Source organism: Tianweitania sediminis (genome assembly GCF_017813335.1).
GTDB classification, from domain to species: Bacteria; Pseudomonadota; Alphaproteobacteria; order Rhizobiales; family Rhizobiaceae; genus Tianweitania; species Tianweitania sediminis.
Map to the genome: position 1 here is coordinate 235,048 of NZ_JAGIYY010000002.1, position 16,195 is coordinate 251,242.

14 protein-coding genes are annotated in these 16,195 nt (G+C 63.3%); 12 read left to right on the forward strand and 2 right to left on the reverse strand.

The features are described from left to right. The first annotated feature begins 121 nt into the window (after positions 1 to 121). Complete coding sequence (locus J5Y06_RS08150; protein WP_209334645.1) at positions 122 to 454, forward strand: hypothetical protein; 333 nt, start codon at positions 122 to 124, stop codon at positions 452 to 454. Between the two features lie 3 nt (positions 455 to 457). Here the strand turns inward: J5Y06_RS08150 and J5Y06_RS08155 are convergent, their stop codons facing one another. Then, complete coding sequence (locus tag J5Y06_RS08155; RefSeq protein WP_209334646.1) at positions 458 to 1,096, reverse strand: DNA-3-methyladenine glycosylase I; 639 nt, start codon at positions 1,094 to 1,096, stop codon at positions 458 to 460. Positions 1,097 to 1,298: 202 nt separating this feature from the next. Here J5Y06_RS08155 and J5Y06_RS08160 point away from each other — a divergent pair, with 202 nt between their 5' ends. From J5Y06_RS08160 to J5Y06_RS08175, 4 genes are all read left to right on the forward strand, one after another. Then, positions 1,299 to 2,081 (forward strand): L,D-transpeptidase, encoded by a 783-nt coding sequence (locus tag J5Y06_RS08160; RefSeq protein WP_209334647.1) that lies wholly within the window; start codon positions 1,299 to 1,301, stop codon positions 2,079 to 2,081. Between the two features lie 198 nt (positions 2,082 to 2,279). Next, complete coding sequence (locus tag J5Y06_RS08165; RefSeq protein WP_209334648.1) at positions 2,280 to 3,182, forward strand: bifunctional 5,10-methylenetetrahydrofolate dehydrogenase/5,10-methenyltetrahydrofolate cyclohydrolase; 903 nt, start codon at positions 2,280 to 2,282, stop codon at positions 3,180 to 3,182. A gap of 232 nt (positions 3,183 to 3,414) precedes the next feature. Further along, positions 3,415 to 6,375, forward strand: a complete 2,961-nt coding sequence (ileS, locus tag J5Y06_RS08170; protein WP_209334649.1) for an isoleucine--tRNA ligase — start codon at positions 3,415 to 3,417, stop codon at positions 6,373 to 6,375. 190 nt (positions 6,376 to 6,565) lie between these two features. Beyond that, positions 6,566 to 7,246, forward strand: coding sequence for a hypothetical protein (locus tag J5Y06_RS08175; RefSeq protein ID WP_209334650.1), 681 nt, complete (start codon positions 6,566 to 6,568; stop codon positions 7,244 to 7,246). Between the two features lie 5 nt (positions 7,247 to 7,251). Here J5Y06_RS08175 and J5Y06_RS08180 read toward each other — a convergent pair whose 3' ends face one another. Continuing rightward, on the reverse strand, positions 7,252 to 7,704 hold the full coding sequence (locus J5Y06_RS08180) for a nucleoside deaminase (protein ID WP_209334651.1): 453 nt from the start codon (positions 7,702 to 7,704) through the stop codon (positions 7,252 to 7,254). 76 nt (positions 7,705 to 7,780) lie between these two features. Between J5Y06_RS08180 and J5Y06_RS08185 the strand changes: the two genes are divergently transcribed. From J5Y06_RS08185 to J5Y06_RS08215, 7 genes are all read left to right on the forward strand, one after another. Next, positions 7,781 to 9,577, forward strand: coding sequence for a pseudouridine synthase (locus tag J5Y06_RS08185; protein ID WP_209334652.1), 1,797 nt, complete (start codon positions 7,781 to 7,783; stop codon positions 9,575 to 9,577). Further along, complete coding sequence (rsmD, locus tag J5Y06_RS08190) at positions 9,558 to 10,112, forward strand: 16S rRNA (guanine(966)-N(2))-methyltransferase RsmD (RefSeq protein WP_342453405.1); 555 nt, start codon at positions 9,558 to 9,560, stop codon at positions 10,110 to 10,112. The genes J5Y06_RS08185 and rsmD overlap by 20 nt, the downstream gene beginning before the upstream one ends. 92 nt (positions 10,113 to 10,204) lie before the next feature. Then, positions 10,205 to 11,611: a M16 family metallopeptidase gene (locus J5Y06_RS08195; RefSeq protein ID WP_209335094.1), complete on the forward strand. Its 1,407-nt coding sequence runs from the start codon at positions 10,205 to 10,207 to the stop codon at positions 11,609 to 11,611. After that, on the forward strand, positions 11,608 to 13,026 hold the full coding sequence (locus J5Y06_RS08200) for a M16 family metallopeptidase (RefSeq protein ID WP_342453390.1): 1,419 nt from the start codon (positions 11,608 to 11,610) through the stop codon (positions 13,024 to 13,026). The genes J5Y06_RS08195 and J5Y06_RS08200 overlap by 4 nt, the downstream gene beginning before the upstream one ends. A gap of 7 nt (positions 13,027 to 13,033) precedes the next feature. Further along, positions 13,034 to 13,912 carry a patatin-like phospholipase family protein gene (locus J5Y06_RS08205; RefSeq protein WP_209334654.1) on the forward strand — a complete coding sequence of 293 codons (879 nt, stop codon included), beginning with the start codon at positions 13,034 to 13,036 and terminating at the stop codon, positions 13,910 to 13,912. Positions 13,913 to 14,039: 127 nt separating this feature from the next. After that, positions 14,040 to 15,383, forward strand: a complete 1,344-nt coding sequence (locus J5Y06_RS08210) for a TldD/PmbA family protein (RefSeq protein WP_209334655.1) — start codon at positions 14,040 to 14,042, stop codon at positions 15,381 to 15,383. Further along, positions 15,370 to 16,170: a 3'(2'),5'-bisphosphate nucleotidase CysQ gene (locus tag J5Y06_RS08215; RefSeq protein WP_245247703.1), complete on the forward strand. Its 801-nt coding sequence runs from the start codon at positions 15,370 to 15,372 to the stop codon at positions 16,168 to 16,170. Before J5Y06_RS08210 ends, J5Y06_RS08215 begins: the two co-directional genes overlap by 14 nt. The last annotated feature ends 25 nt before the right edge of the window (positions 16,171 to 16,195 follow it).

The following is a 16,195-nucleotide window of genomic DNA, read 5'->3' on the forward strand; positions in this document are numbered from 1 at the left end:
GCCCGTCTGCAGTGTTGCCGCGCGTCCTATCGGATGAGGGCGGGCGGTTCAAGTTTTGCGGAGCGGATACGGAACGATGGCGCTCACTGCCTATATAACAAAGAAGGGAAAGGAGTTCGCGATGTCCCGCATTCTCATTATCTCGCTTGCCGCGGCACTAGTCCTGCCGGCAGGCGTCGCATCGGCGCAAAATTGCCGCGCGATCGGCTCCAGCTTTTTCTGTTCGGACGGGCGCGCCGGCCAGCGCGCACCAACCACGCCATCGCTGAACAACCGATTCCAGAACGACCAGCTTGGCAACCAGCGCTACACGAACCCCCAGCAGCGTGCCAAAAGCCCTGGCAATGCGATCTTCCCGACAGATCCGACGCGCACCAACCGCATCGGCGACACGGTCTACAATCCCGACGGCTCCAAATGCCGGACGGTGGGCAACTCGTTGACCTGCCAGTGAGCGTCAGCCCGGCCGCTTGAAGTTCGAGCGCGCAGCTTCCACCTGGTCGCGGCAAGCGCAGCCCGCGATATGGTCGTTGACGAGCCCCATGGCCTGCATAAAGGCGTAGACCGTGGTCGGCCCGACAAAGGTCCAGCCGCGCTTCTTCAGGTCCTTCGACAGGCGCACCGAAGCAGGCGTGGTGGGATTGGCGCGAAGCGTGGCCCAATCCATCATGGCCGGGCGTGCGTCGGCAGGAGGCTCGAAGCGCCAGAAGTAGGCGGCAAGAGACCCGAACTCCTCCTTCAAAGCCACGGCGCACTTGGCGTTGTTGATCGTGGACGTGATCTTGCCGCGATGGCGGATAATGCCGGCGTCCCCAACCAGCCGCTCGATATCCGCATTGCCGAAATGGGCGACGACGGTGAAGTCAAACGCTGCGAAAGCCGCGCGGAAATTCTCGCGCTTGCGCAGGATCGTCAGCCACGACAGGCCGGACTGGAATCCTTCAAGGCAGATCTTCTCGAACAAGCGGTTGTCGTCAGCAACCGGCCACCCCCATTCGCGGTCGTGATAGGGCAGGTAGTCCGGCGCGCTGCCGCCCCAGGCGCATCGTACGATCCCATCGTCGCCCCTTGTAAGCCCGTCGGCCAGTTCTGCCATCAATCCCTCCGCACCCTCTTCATTTCGGCTTTACCAGATTCCTGAACCGAACAGTAACCAAGCTGGCGCGATCTGATGCTGGTTCAAAGTTTAACGAACGGGGATTCACCTTTTGCTGGGAGTCAGGGGCCGAAGGTTGTCGGAAGAATGGGGCCGGCTTCCCCGCCGTTCCCAGCTGAAGTCCTTGCGTGAAGGTGCTGTGATGCGCGTATCCCATGTCTTGGTTGCCCTGGCGTTCAGCCTGGGATTGACGGTGCCGGCTTTTAGTTACGATCGGTACGGCGAGCGGCCCCCGGTGGTGATCAGCCCGGATCTCGCCGCGCCTTGGGTGATGCAGTTGCAACGGGCGCCGCAGAGTGCTGTTCGGCGCGTTCACCGTGTCCCCGATGGCTACGCGGTTCAGGTTGCGCCACAACCACGGGCCGTGCTCCGCGCGCCCAAGCGCCGCTATGAACGCGAACCGCGCCCGGAACGAATCGAAACCGCCGCGGTCGCGGGCGCAGGCCGCATGATGGCCAGGCAGGAGATCGCTCCCCAGTTCCTGCCGCAAACCGTGGCCTACGAAAGCAAGCATGCCCCCGGCACAATCGTGATCGATACGCGGGATAAGTTCCTTTACCTCGTCCAGGCCGGCGGCAAAGCCAAACGCTATGGCGTGGGCGTCGGCAAGGAAGGGTTCGGTTGGACCGGAACCGAAACGGTCACCAACAAGCGGGAATGGCCGACCTGGACGCCACCGGCCGAGATGCGCGAGCGTGAGCGCGCCAAGGGAAAGATCCTGCCCGTCCGTATGGAAGGTGGCCCGGCAAATCCGCTCGGAGCGCGCGCTCTTTACCTTGGCTCAACCCTTTACCGTATTCATGGGACAAACGCGCCCTGGACGATCGGCACCAACGTGTCCTCAGGTTGTATCCGGATGCGCAACGAGGACGTGATTGACCTTTATCAACGGGTTAAGGTCGGCACCAAGGTGGTGGTGATCTAGGAGCTAGGCGGGGAACGAGCCGGCGCGCCGAGGGGACGCTGGTCAATCTGCCAAGGGGTCGGGACCTCCAGCCCGACCCCACACGCGACGAGAGGTGGGGACCTCGTGTCGCGACAAAGGGGCGACGCGACGCGAATCGTGTCGCCCTTTTTGTTTTTGCCCGCTACGAGGGGGCCGCATCATCAGCAGGAGCGATTCATGACCGCCGTTGACGACAACCGTTATCTAAGGGGCGCTCCCGTTGCACAACGGATCCTCGATGCGGTTCGCGAGGAAGCGCTCGCAGCCACGGCGGAAGGCTGGAAGCCGAAGCTCGTTTCGATCACGGTTGGCGATGTCGGAGCGGTCGATGTTTATGTCCGCAACCAGCGCCGTAAGGCCGAAGCGGTTGGCTTCGATTTCGAGGAGCGCAACTTTCCCGCATCGGTCGCCGCGGCCGAACTGGAAGCAGCCATCCACGGCATGAATGCGGATCCGCGCGTGACTGGCATCATCATGCAGCGCCCTTTGCCGCCGTCGCTGCCCGTGCGCACGATGCAGCGCGCTATCCATCCACTGAAGGACGTGGAAGGCATGCACCCGTCCTCGATCGGCAACATCGTCTACAACGAGCTCGATCTGGCCCCCTGCACGGCCGCTGCCTCAGTGGAGCTGTTGAAGTCGACAGGCCTTGAGCTGAAAGGGCTGGAGGCCGTGATCGTCGGCCATTCGGAGATCGTCGGCAAGCCGATCGCCTTCCTTCTGATGAGCGAAGGCGCGACCGTCACCGTTTGCCACCACATGACACGCTCGGTTGCCGCCCATGCGCGCCGCGCCGACGCCTTGTTTGTTGCGGTGGGACGGCCTCGCTTCATTCGCGCCGACATGGTGAAGCCGGGCGCCGCCGTGATCGACATCGGCATCAACACCGAGCGGGATGAAGACGGCAAGGAACGCGTCGTGGGTGACGTTGATACCGAAAGCGTCAAGGACATCGCCTCATGGATCACGCCTGTGCCAGGCGGGGTCGGCCCAGTGACAGTTTCGATCCTGTTGCGCAACACCATGGTTGCATTGCGTCGCCAGCGCGGTCTCTACGAAGCGAACTACGGCGCCAGCTGAGCGGCCGCACTGCGATTCCGCTTTGAAATTGTGGCGCGCTTGGCTAAGAACGCGCTCATGTGCAGGCAGCCGCTTTTCATTGCCACCGTGATACGAATTATGAGCCCGGTCTTCCGCGCGGTTTGAACCCGCCGGAAGCTCCGGGATCTCGCGCGGATCGTCCCGCGATCTTTGTTTCAGCCTGAACTACGATGCCGGGCCATCCGCGCCCGCCCCAAGATGGCCCTTTCCCATGTCCGATACCGCGCAGTCCCTCGATTACTCGAAAACGCTTTACCTGCCGCAGACCGATTTCCCAATGCGGGCCGGTCTCCCGGACAAGGAGCCACAGATTGTCGGCCGCTGGCAGGAATTGGACCTTTACGCCAGGCTTCGTGAAAGCGCTGCCGGCCGGCCGAAATACGTCCTGCATGACGGTCCCCCCTATGCCAACGGCAACATCCACATCGGCCATGCCCTCAACAAGATCCTGAAGGACGTCATCACGCGCTCGTTCCAGATGCGCGGCTTCGATTCCAATTATGTGCCGGGCTGGGACTGCCACGGCCTGCCGATCGAATGGAAGATTGAGGAGCAGTACCGCGCCAAGGGCCTGGACAAGGACCAGGTGCCGATCAACGAATTTCGCCGCGAGTGCCGCGACTTCGCTGCCAGCTGGATCGGCGTGCAGGGCGCGGAGTTCCAGCGCCTTGGCGTCGTCGGCGACTTCAAGAACCCCTATACGACCATGAACTTCCACGCCGAAGCGCGCATCGCCGGCGAGTTGCTGAAGTTTGCGATGTCGGACCAGCTCTACCGCGGCTCCAAACCGGTGATGTGGTCGGTGGTCGAGCGCACCGCGCTGGCTGAAGCCGAGGTCGAGTATCATGACTATGAGTCGGACACGATCTGGGTGAAGTTCCCCGTGCGGTCGGGCTCAGACCAGGCGATCGCTCATGCGCTTGCTGCAACGGGCGTCGCGGAAAGTACGGATCTGGAAGACGCCGCAGTGGTGATCTGGACCACCACTCCATGGACCATCCCGGGCAACCGCGCCGTCGCGTTTTCCGAACGTGTGGACTACGGGCTTTATGAAGTCGGCTCGGTCGAGAACGATTTTGGACCCCGTCCGGGCGAAAAGCTGATCTTCGCAAGCAAGCTTGCCGAGGACGCGGCTTCCAAGGCAAAGCTCACCCTGACTCTCATCCGCAGCGTATCGGCGCAAGAGCTCGCTTCCCTTGAGCTTGCGCATCCGCTGAAGGGGTTTGGCGGCGGTTATGAGTTCACCGTCCCCATGGTTGCCGGCGAGCATGTCACCGACGATGCCGGCACCGGCTTCGTCCACACCGCGCCCAGCCATGGCCGGGAAGACTTTGACGCCTGGATGGATGCTGCCCCTGCGCTGCGCGCCCGCGGCATCGACACCATCATTCCCTTCAGCGTGGATGACGGCGGCTTCTTCACCAAGGACGCGCCGGGCTTCGGCCCCGATCGCGAAGGCGGTGCTGCGCGCGTCATCGACGACAACGGCAAGAAGGGCGACGCCAACAAGGCGGTCATTGAAGCGCTGATCGCGGCTAACGCCTTGTTTGCACGGGGACGCCTGAAGCACTCCTATCCACATTCGTGGCGCTCCAAGAAGCCGGTGATCTTTCGCAACACACCGCAATGGTTTGTTCATATGGACAAAGAACTGGGTGATGGAACGACGCTGCGCACCCGTGCGCTGGCGGCGATCGACGCGACGCGTTTCGTGCCGGAGCAGGGGCAGACGCGTTTGCGCGCCATGATCGCCGATCGCCCCGACTGGGTGCTGTCCCGCCAACGCGCCTGGGGCGTGCCGATCTGCGTTTTCGCGGATGAGAACGGTGCGGTGCTGAAGGACGACGCTGTCAACGCCCGTATTCTCGAAGCCTTTGAAGCGGAAGGCGCCGATGCCTGGTTTGCCGAAGGCGCCCGCGAGCGCTTCCTTGGTTCCCGCGCCAATGAGCCCTGGACCATGGTGCGCGACATCCTGGATGTCTGGTTCGATTCAGGCTCGACGCACACCTTCACGCTGGAAGACCGTCCGGACATGAAGTGGCCGGCCGATGTTTATCTCGAAGGCTCGGACCAGCATCGCGGCTGGTTCCATTCCTCGCTGCTGGAAAGCTGCGGCACGCGTGGTCGTGCGCCCTATGACGCTGTCATCACCCATGGCTTCACCATGGACGAGGACGGTCGCAAGATGTCGAAGTCGCTCGGCAACACGGTTGTGCCGCAGGATGTGATGAAGCAGTCGGGCGCCGATATCCTGCGCCTTTGGGTTATGACCACCGACTACTGGGAAGACCAGCGGCTCGGCAAGAACGTGCTGCAAACCAACATCGATGCTTATCGCAAGATGCGCAACACGATCCGCTGGATGCTGGGCACGCTGGCGCATGACGAGGGCGAAGAGGTTGCACTCACCGACATGCCGGAACTCGAGCGGCTCATGCTGCACCGGCTGTCCGAGCTCGATGAACTCGTTCGCAAGGGCTACGATGACTTCGAGTTCAAGCGCATCACCCGCGCCCTGATCGACTTCATGGTGGTGGAACTGTCGGCCTTCTACTTCGACATCCGCAAGGACGCGCTTTATTGCGACGCGCCGTCGAGCAGCCGGCGCAAGGCCGCGCTGGTGGTGGTGCGTCATCTCTTTGACTGCATCGTGAAATGGCTTGCGCCCATGCTGCCCTTCACAACGGAAGAAGCCTGGCGCGACCGAAATCCGGATGCCGTTTCGGTACATCTGGAACAGTTCCCGGATCTGCCGGCTGAGTGGCGCGATGATGCCTTGGCCGCGAAATGGCGCAAGGTCCGGCAGGTCCGCAAGGTGGTCACGGCCGCCCTTGAGATCGAACGCGCCAAGAAGGTGATCGGCTCCTCGCTGGAAGCGGCGCCCACGGTTTACGTCACGGACGCTGAACTCGCTTCGGCCGTGGCCGATGTGGATCTGGCCGAGATCGCTATCACGTCCGATCTCACAGTGGCGCGCGATCCGGCCCCGGTTGAAGCCTATACGCTGGATGATGTGGCAGGCGTGGCCGTGGTACCGGGATTGGCGAGCGGCACGAAATGCGCCCGCTCCTGGCGCTACACCACGGACGTCGGGAGTGATCCAGCCTTTCCGGATGTATCCGCCCGCGATGCGGCCGCTTTGCAGGAATTGCGGGCACTCGGCCGGCTTTGAGACCGGGCAGGTCGGAAGCCGCGCGTTGCGTTGCTCTCCGGCCTGCTTTCCGTTATGGCAGGCGACGCCTTGTTGTCGCCGGATTCCCTCGCGATGCAGGGCAGCGGCTTGGGGTGCCGTATTCGGCTGGGTTCGGGACGCCGCAACAGGCAGGGCTCGAACAGGACGACACAAAGGGCGAAACGACGAAATGACACGCTTCAAAGCAGGGCGCATGGCTTGTCTTGCCCCGGTTCTCCTCGCCAGCGCACTGGCATCCGGATGCCTGTCCTCACCGACCTACGGCACGGACAAAACCGCAAACGAGCAGCTTTACGAAGATCTGACGGGCATGTTCGCGGTCGGTGGGTCGCGCGACGAGCCGATCGACTACAAACCACGTCCCGAACTCGTGCGCCCCGCTCCGGGGGCCACTCCGGCGCTGCCCCCGCCGCAGCAGAGCGTGGCGTCTGTGGAAGGCGGACAATGGCCCGAATCTCCTGAACAGCGGCGGGCGCGGATCCGAGCTGAAGCCACCGCCAATCAGGACAACCCGAACTACCGGCCGGAAGTGGTGCCAGATTTGGCGTTGTCGCAGCGCGCCCGCCAGCCCCTGGCCTTTGGCCGAGAAAATGAAATTCCCCAGAACGGAACGGAAAGCAATGCTCGGGTCCAGCGGGAGGAATTCAACCGCCGTTTGGCTGACCAGCGCCAGGGCAACCCGACCACCCGCAAATATCTGAGCGAGCCGCCGCTTGATTACCGCGCGCCGGCCCCGACGGCCCCGGTGGGCGATGTCGGGGAGGACGAGGCGGTGAAGGAACGCCGCGCCAAGGCGGCCGCCCGCAAGTCGTCGGGCACCAACAGCTGGCGCGACATTCTGCCGTTCTGATCCGGTCAGCCGTCGCGGCGGCCTGAAAAGAACCGGCGCAGTAGAGCGGCAGATTGCGTTTCGCCGATGCCGGAATAGATGTCTGGCTGGTGATGACAGGTGGGCTGCGAGAAGAAGCGCCCGCCGTGTTCCACGCCGCCACCCTTTGGATCGCTTGCGCCGTAATACAGCCGGCGCAGCCTGGCAAAGGAGATGGCGCCGGCGCACATGGCGCAGGGTTCGAGTGTGACGTAAAGGTCGAGCCCGGCGAGGCGTTCCTGTTGAAGCGCGGCGCAGGCGGCGCGGATCACGAGGACCTCCGCATGGGCGGTGGGATCGTTGCGCTGGCGGGTCGCGTTGCCTGCCCGAGCGACGATCCGACCATCGATGACAAGCACCGCGCCGACCGGGACTTCGCCGCGGTCGGCAGCCATTTCTGCTTCTTCAAGGGCGACGGCCATGAAATCTGGCTGCGTCATGCTTCCATCCGCATTATAAGCCATACCAGAAGCGGCAGGCCGTACTTACCTAGCCGCCCAGATAAACGAAGGCCACATGGACGACGACCGCAAGAAACCCTTCAGGCCCGGCAAGCGCCCGGCAGCCGGCGGCGGCTTTGGCGACAAGCGCCCGCGCGACAATGCCGAAGGCGGCGAGCGCCGCAGTTTCGGTGACAATAAGCCGTTTGGCGACAAGAAGGCGTTCGGCGACAAAAAGCCTTTCGGTGACCGCAAGCCGTTTGGCGGTGGCAAGAAGCCGTTTGGCGATCGCCCTCCGCGTGACCGGGATGGGGGCGAAGCGCGGGCGACGCGCCGTGAACCGGAAGCAGAAAACCCCACCAGCGGCGAGCGCATCGCCAAGCGCCTGGCGCGTGCGGGCATTTCCTCGCGTCGTGACGCCGAAGCACTGATTGCGGACGGCCGCATCAAGGTCAACGGGGTCGTGCTGGATACGCCGGCGCGCAACGTCACGGCCAATGACCGCATCGAACTGGATGGCAAGCCGATCCCTGAGATCGAGCGCACGCGGCTATTTTTGTTTCACAAGCCGGCGGGCGTTGTCACCACCAACAAGGACCCCGAAGGGCGCCGCACGATCTTCGACGTGCTTCCGGCCGACCTGCCGCGCCTCGTGACGGTTGGCCGTCTCGACATCAATACCGAAGGCCTGTTGCTCCTCACCAACGATGGCGGCCTGGCCCGCGTTCTGGAACTGCCGGCGACCGGTTGGCTGCGGCGCTACCGCGTGCGCGTTCACGGCACGGTGGATGAAGCGAAACTCGCTGAGCTCAAGAACGGCATTGCCGTGGATGGCGTCTTCTACGGCTCCATCGAAGCGACGCTCGATCGCGAGCAGGGTAGCAACGCCTGGCTGACCGTCGGTTTGCGGGAAGGCAAGAACCGGGAAGTCAAGAACGTCATGGGCGCGCTTGGCCTCGAGGTGTCGCGGCTGATCCGCGTGTCTTATGGACCTTTCCAGATCGGCGAACTTGCCGAAGGTGCGGTGCACGAGCTCAAGGGTCGCTACCTGCGCGACCAGTTGGGTGACCGGCTGATCGAAGAATCCGGTGCCGTGTTTGATTTGCCCGCGCGCGATGCGCCCGCCCCGGCGAGAAGCGAGGAGCCGAGCCGCGAACGCCGCAGTGAAGGTGCACCCAACCGCAAGCGCGATCGCGAGAACCACCGCTCCGACATGCTGGACCGGCTGCAAACCAAGCCTCAGGGTCGCTTCGGCGACAAGGGCGGCTTCAAGTCCGCTGGGCCGCGTGGGGGCAAGCGTGACGAGGAGCGGCGGGAAGCAACACCGCCGCGGCCCCGTGGCGCCAATGTCTGGATGGCGCCAGGCGCGCGGCCACGCAATGCCAAAAAGGTGGAAGCCGAAGCAGCCGAGCGCGCAGCTCGGGACGAGGCGCGTGCGCCTCGGTCAAGAACGCCGGGAGACCGTCCGCGCCAGGATCGCGCCGAGGGTGACGCAAAGCCCTTCCGCGCGCGCCCGAGCGGTCCGCGCCGCGACGAAGCCGGTGCCGAAGGTCGCAGCTTCCGGCCCCGTGGCGAGCGCCCCGAAGGGGATGCAAAGCCTTTCCGTGCCCGCTCTGCCGAGGGCAAGCCTTACGCGAAGCGCGAACGTCCTGATGGGCCGCGCGCTGAACGTCCAGCCGGCGACCGTCCGTTCCGCGACCGCAAGCCGGCGGGCCGCAGCTTCAAGCCGCGCGGGGAGGGACGACCGCGCCCCGAAGGCGGTGACGGTCGTGGTCCGCGCAGCGATGGGCCGAAACGTTCCGGACCGGGCGGCGGAGATCGGCCGAAGGGTGGTGCACCACGCGGTGGAAGAAGTGCGGATCGTCGGCGGTGATCTGCGCGGGCGCGCCCTCGCCACGCCGCGCTCGGATCTGATCAGGCCCACCACCGATCGCACCCGCGAAGCAGTCTTCAACGTGCTGCAGCATCGTTACCCCGGCGCGCTCGAAGGGCGGCGGGTGCTCGATCTGTTTGCCGGAACGGGAGCGCTTGGGCTGGAAGCGCTATCGCGAGGCGCTTCGTTCACGGTCTTCATCGAAGAAGGAGCTGAGGGCCGGGGCCTGATCCGCCAAAACGTGGAAGCGTTCGGCTTAAGCGGTCGCACAAAGATCTTCCGTCGCGACGCAACCGCCTTAGGTCCGGTTGGCACCATGCAGCCCTTTGGCCTTCTGTTCGCTGATCCGCCGTACAATCGCGAACTCGGGCAAGCGGCTCTCCAATCGGCATTGTCCGGCGGCTGGCTCCAGGAAGACGCGTTATGCGTTGTGGAGGAAAGTGCCGCGGCCGTTTTCGACCCGCCTCAAGGCTTTGTGACCGAGGATGCCCGCAGCTACGGCGAAACGGTGATCCGTTTTCTGCGCCGCGCCTGACTTTGGCCTTTTTCCCCTGCCGTTTACCGCTGCTAATGAAGCAGTCGATCGCGGAATCATCTATGCGGTTGAAAACGACGAGGTGTGGCATGATGCGCAACGGCACAGCTTGGAAACGGAGCAAGGCCTGGCCGCTTGCCTTGTTTGTGGCGATGTCGCCGGCTGGCGCGGTCGCGCAGGAGCCGGTTCAGCCCCCGCAGGAGCTACAAAGCGCGGTTGCAGCCGAAAGCACGGTGGAAAGCTTCACCTTAGACAACGGCCTGCAGGTGGTTGTCATTCCCGACCGCCGGGCCCCGGTGGTCACCCACATGTTGTGGTACAAGATCGGCAGTGCCGACGAAGCGCCTGGAAAGTCCGGCATCGCTCATTTCTTTGAGCATTTGATGTTCAAGGGCACGTCGAACAACCCGGCAGGAGCCTTTTCCGCCGCTGTTGCGGCGATCGGCGGTTCCGAAAACGCGTTCACATCCTACGACTACACCGCGTATTTCCAGCAGGTATCGCCGGATGCGCTGGAAACGATGATGCGCTTCGAAGCCGATCGCATGCGCAATCTCGTGCTGACGGAAGCGGTGATCGGGCCGGAGCGCGACGTGGTCCTTGAAGAACGCCGCTCGCGCATCGAAACGGATCCGGGCGCGCTTCTCAACGAAGAGATGTCGGCGACGCTCTACCAGAACCACCCCTACGGGATTCCGGTGATCGGCTGGATGCATGAAATGGAGACGTTGAACCGCGCGGATGCGATCGACTTCTATAATCGCTACTATGCGCCAAATAATGCCGTGCTGATTGTGGCCGGCGATGTCGACACCGCGACGGTGCGCGCTCTGGCGGAAAAAACCTATGGCGCGGTTCCCCGCGGGCCTGACCTGCCGCCGCGGGTTCGCCCCACCGAGCCTGAACAAAACACCAGCCGCACCGTCAGCCTTTCCGATCCGCGGGTATCCCTGCCGAGCTACCAGAAGTCCTGGGTCGTGCCGTCCTACACCACGGCCGAAGACGGAGAAGCCGAAGCGCTCGACCTCCTCGGCGAGATCCTCGGCGGTGGCGCCCGCAGCCGCTTGTACCAGGCGCTCGTGGTGCAGCAGGGTGTCGCCGCATCCGTCGGCTCCTATTACCAGGGCACGGCGCTCGATGACTCGAGCTTCACCGTTTATGGAACGCCGCGTGGCGGCGCGAGCCTGGAACAGGTCGAAGCGGCGGTGGATGCCGAGATCGAGCGTCTTGCGACCGCCGGCGTGAATGAGCAGGAACTGGAGCGAGCCAAAAACAGGTTCGTGCGCAGCATGATCTTTGCCCGTGACAACCAGTCCGGCATGGCGCGCATGTATGGTGCGGCGCTGGCCACGGGCGGCACGATCGAGGATGTCGAGCGCTGGCCCGATCGGATCCGCGCGGTCACCGCTGCCGATGTGCAGGAAGCCGCCAAACGCTACCTCGACAACAAGCGTGCTGTCAGCAGCTACCTTCTGCCGGCAGGGGAGGAGAAATCGTGAAGACCAACCGTTTCATCGCGACAACGCCGAGGCTGATGCAGGTCAAGGTTCTGCTTGCCACCGTTCTGCTCGCCTTCGCTTTTGTCGCCATTCACCCCATGCTGGCGCGCGCAGACATGCGCATCCAGAAGGTGGAAAGCCCGGCCGGGATTACGGCCTGGCTCGTGGAAGATTATTCCGTGCCGATCGTGTCGATGCGCTTCGCCTTCCGGGGCGGCAGCGTCCAGGATCCCGGAGGCAAGGAAGGCTTGTCTTACCTGATGAGCGGCCTTTTCGATGAAGGTGCGGGCGATCTCGACCGTGAAGCCTTCCAGGATCGATTGGACGACTCCGGCGCCGAGATCAGCTTCAGTGCGGATACTGATGAAATCCTTGGCTCGTTTCGCGCCATCGACGAAGACCTCGAAGAAGGGTTCGCGTTGCTGGCCAAGGCGGTGCAGTCGCCACGCTTTGATCCCGAGCCTTTGGAGCGCGTCCGCTCGCAGATCCTGACCGGCATCGAGGCAGGCTCTCGAGACCCGCAGGAACAAAGCAATCGCAAATGGGCTGCCGCGCTCTACGGCGATCATCCTTACGCAAGTCCCACAGAAGGCACGGCCGAAAGCGTGAAAACGCTGACGCGGGAAGACCTTGTGGCGCAGCACGAGGCTGTGTTTGCGCGCGACAATCTGGTGGTGAGCGTGGTGGGCGCGATCGACGCCGAAACGCTTGGACGATATCTCGACCAGGTGTTCGCGCCCCTGCCAGCCAAGGCCGACCTTCGCGAAGTGCCGAAGGTAATGCCCGAACTTGGACAGGAACTGAGCGTCGCCTATGACCTGCCGCAAACCAGCATCCGCATGGCTTACCCAGGCGTTGATCGCAAGGACCCCGGCTTCTTTGCTGCATACCTCATGAACGAGGTTCTGGGCGGTGGAACGTTTTCCTCACGCTTGTTCGAGGAAGTGCGTGAAAAGCGCGGCCTGACTTATGGCATCGGCTCGTCGCTTTCCACGCGCCGCTATTCCTCAGGCCTGGGAATTGCCACGTCCACGCGCAGCGATCGCGTGTCCGAAACTCTGGCGATCATCAAGGATGAGGTCCAGCGCATGGCTGAAGAGGGGCCGACCGAAGAGGAACTCGAGGCAGCCAAGCGGTATACGATCGGCGCTTATGCGATCAACAATCTCGACAGCTCCACTTCCATTGCGTCCACCCTCACGCAACTGCAACTTGAAGATCTCGGCATCGATTATATCGATCGTCGCGAGGCGCTTATCGAAGCCGTGACGATTGATCAGGTGCGCGAACAAGCGCAAAGGCTGTTGACGACCACGCCGACGGTGATGCTGGTCGGGCCGGAGCAGGGTGGTGGATCCGACCAGCCGGCTGCGTCTGAAACACCTGCGAAGCCGGAAACTGAAACCGGAGGCTAAGCCTGGAATGCGGGACGTCGTTGCGGTCAGTCCAGCGGAGATCGGCGACGCGCCACGGCGCGATCCGACCTTTGCGATCGCCTTCGGCGGCGGGGGCGCGCGCGGGCTCGCCCACATCAACGTCATTGAAGCGCTGGACGAGCTCGGCATTCGCCCGGTTGCGATTGCCGGATCGTCCATCGGGGCCATCATGGGCGCGGCCATGGCATCCGGGATGGCCGGGCGAGACATCCGCGACTTCGCCCGCGGCGTGTTGTGCAATCGGGCGGAAGTGACGCGCCGCATGTGGAACTCGCGCCCGGACACGCTCAGCGACTTCATGGCGAGCGGGATCCGGGTCAGCCAGTTCAACATCGGCCGGATCCTGGCCTCTTTCCTGCCGCCGGAAATACCGGATGAGTTCAACAGCCTGAAGATCCCGCTGCAGGTGACGGCCACCGATTTCTACAAGCAGGAGCTTGTGGTGCTGGACGAAGGCGATCTCAAGCTGGCGCTGGGAGCATCCTGCGCGATTCCCGCGGTGTTTGGAGCGGTCAAGCATCAGGGTCGAACGCTGATCGACGGCGGCATCTTTAATCCCGTTCCGTTTGATCTTCTGGAAGGGCTCGCTGACATCGTGATCGCGGTGGATGTTGTGAGCGGCCCCGCGGAAGAAGGGCGCCGCAAGCTGAAAGCGCTGGACATGCTGTTTGGGGCCAACCAGATCATGATGCAGGCCATCAACCAGATGAAGATGAAGCAGAAACCGCCTGCCATCTATTTGCGGCCCGGCACCCGCTACAAAGCCCTCGAGTTCCTCAAGATCGACCGCGTTCTTGCCGAAACCGAATCGGTAAAAGACGAGTTGAAGCAGGCGGTCGACATGGCGGTGAAGATCGCCGCCTGAGGATAAGGGGCGGGCTCGTTTCCCGGAATTTGCACCCCCGCCATTGCGAAGCTTGGAGGCGGGGCATAGATGGAAGCGTGGCGCGCGCCCCCTGCGTTGCGCCCTTCTAGTCCAGGAATGCTCCCTCATGTCCGTTCAAACCAATGCCGACAAGCTTGTTGATCAGGTTGGGGCACTGGTGGAAGCAGCGAAGAGGGCAGGGGCCGATGCGGCGGATGCGGTGGCGGTCCGTGGCCGCTCGGTCGGTGTGACCGTTCGCCTCGGCAAAGTCGAGAACACCGAAGCCTCCGAAAGCGACGACATCGCTTTGCGCGTTTTTGTCGGGCAGCGGGTCGCCAATATTTCCGCCAATGCCGGCGCGGATGTCGAAGCACTGGCGCAGCGTGCGGTTGCGATGGCGCGGGTGTCTCCCGAAGATCCCTTTCAGTCGCTCGCCGATCCGTCCCTGCTTGCCAACGGTGTGGACGATCTCGACCTGTTCGACCCGACGGAACTCAGCGGGGAACAGTTGCGCCAGGATGCGCTTGCCACGGAAGAAGCGGCCCTTTCCGTTGCCGGTGTCACCAATTCGTCGGGTGCAAGTGCCGGTTTCGGCTATGGCGGTCTGGTGCTAGCGACATCGCATGGATTTGTCGGCCAGTATGTCGGTTCCCGCTTTTCGCGCTCCGTCAGCGTCATTGCCGGGGAAGGCACCGGCATGGAACGCGACTATGATTTTTCCTCCCGCATCCACTTCGCCGAGTTGGAAGATCCGGCTGAGATCGGCCGTCGGGCGGGCGAGCGCACTGTGCGGCGCCTGAAATCCCGCAAGGCCAAGACGGGATCCGTCGATGTCGTATTCGACCCGCGCGTGTCCCGCGGGATCGCAGGGCATCTGGCGGGCGCCATCAACGGCGCATCGGTGGCTCGGAAAACAAGCTTTCTTCGCGACATGATGGGAAAACCGGTGGCGGGCTCTGCCATTACCGTGACTGACGACCCCGCCCGTCGCCGTGGGCCGGCGTCGCGACCTTTCGATGGCGAAGGGGTGCGTGGCAAGCCGCTGACGATGGTCGAGGGCGGCGTGCTGCAGCACTGGTTCCTGTCCACCTCGGCGGCGCGCGAGCTTGGGCTGCAAACCAACGGCCGAGGTGTTCGTGCCGGCACATCCGTCAGCCCAAGTTCGACCAATCTGGTGCTTGAACCGGGAAGCCGCTCGCCGGAAGAGCTGATCGGCGGCTTGAAGACCGGCTTCTATGTCACGGAAGTCTTTGGCCAGGGCGTCAACATGGTGACCGGAGAGTACAGCCGCGGTGCGTCTGGCTTCTGGATCGATAACGGTCAGCTGGCTTATCCCGTGGCAGAAGTGACCATCGCATCGAACCTCAAGGACATGTTTCTCCGCATGATCCCAGCTTCGGATGTCGACCGCAATTTTTCGGTCGCGGCGCCCACCCTCCTGATCGAGAACATGACGCTTGCTGGAAGCTGAAAACACGCGAACGGATCTGCTAAGCGATCTCTCCCTCATCCGCGAGGCTGCGCGAGAAGCGGGCGAAATCGCCATGCGCTTCTTCAAGCAGTCACCGGAAGTCTGGTGGAAGGAAGGCCAATCGCCGGTCAGCGAAGCGGATTATGCTGTCGACAAGTTTCTCCGCGAGCATCTTCTTCAAGCCCGTCCGGATTACGGCTGGTTGTCGGAGGAGACCACCGACAACCTCGAACGCATGCAGAATGCCCGCACCTTCGTGGTGGATCCGATTGACGGCACCCGGGCGTTCATCGAAGGCAAAGCGACCTGGTGCGTGTCGATCGGCATCGTGGAAGCGGGGAGACCTATTGCCGGCGTTCTGGATTGCCCCGTGAAAAACGAGATCTTCGATGCCGCAGCCGGCGGCGGAGCTCGTTTGAACGGCCACATCATCACGGTGGCGCCGACGCGGTCGGAGCCGGCGGTGGGCGGCCCAAAAACCATGATTGATGCGCTGGATCATGCCGATCGGCGCGATTTCCGGTCCGTCACCTATGTGCCGTCTCTGGCTTATCGCATCGCCATGGTGGCGCGCGGCGAAATCGACGCCACCTTTGTGAAGCCGAACTCCCATGATTGGGATCTGGCCGCCGCCGATCTTATTCTTGAAGAAGCGGGCGGCATGGTTGTCGATGCCACAGGCGAGCGGCTGGCGCTGGCGACGGCAAACTCCAAGCATGGCCCGTTGGCCGCCGGCAGTGGCGCGCTTTTGGGCAAGATGACGCGCATTCTTCCACGTTTCCGGTGACTTGTTCCCGAAACGCTCTATGAAC

Coding starts and splice junctions, on each gene's coding strand:
- J5Y06_RS08150 (WP_209334645.1), top strand. CDS start 122: ATGTCCCGCATTCTCATTATCTCGCTTGCCGCGGCACTAGTCCTGCCG.
- J5Y06_RS08155 (WP_209334646.1), bottom strand. CDS start 1,096: ATGGCAGAACTGGCCGACGGGCTTACAAGGGGCGACGATGGGATCGTA.
- J5Y06_RS08160 (WP_209334647.1), top strand. CDS start 1,299: ATGCGCGTATCCCATGTCTTGGTTGCCCTGGCGTTCAGCCTGGGATTG.
- J5Y06_RS08165 (WP_209334648.1), top strand. CDS start 2,280: ATGACCGCCGTTGACGACAACCGTTATCTAAGGGGCGCTCCCGTTGCA.
- ileS (WP_209334649.1), top strand. CDS start 3,415: ATGTCCGATACCGCGCAGTCCCTCGATTACTCGAAAACGCTTTACCTG.
- J5Y06_RS08175 (WP_209334650.1), top strand. CDS start 6,566: ATGACACGCTTCAAAGCAGGGCGCATGGCTTGTCTTGCCCCGGTTCTC.
- J5Y06_RS08180 (WP_209334651.1), bottom strand. CDS start 7,704: ATGACGCAGCCAGATTTCATGGCCGTCGCCCTTGAAGAAGCAGAAATG.
- J5Y06_RS08185 (WP_209334652.1), top strand. CDS start 7,781: ATGGACGACGACCGCAAGAAACCCTTCAGGCCCGGCAAGCGCCCGGCA.
- J5Y06_RS08195 (WP_209335094.1), top strand. CDS start 10,205: ATGCGCAACGGCACAGCTTGGAAACGGAGCAAGGCCTGGCCGCTTGCC.
- J5Y06_RS08205 (WP_209334654.1), top strand. CDS start 13,034: ATGCGGGACGTCGTTGCGGTCAGTCCAGCGGAGATCGGCGACGCGCCA.
- J5Y06_RS08210 (WP_209334655.1), top strand. CDS start 14,040: ATGTCCGTTCAAACCAATGCCGACAAGCTTGTTGATCAGGTTGGGGCA.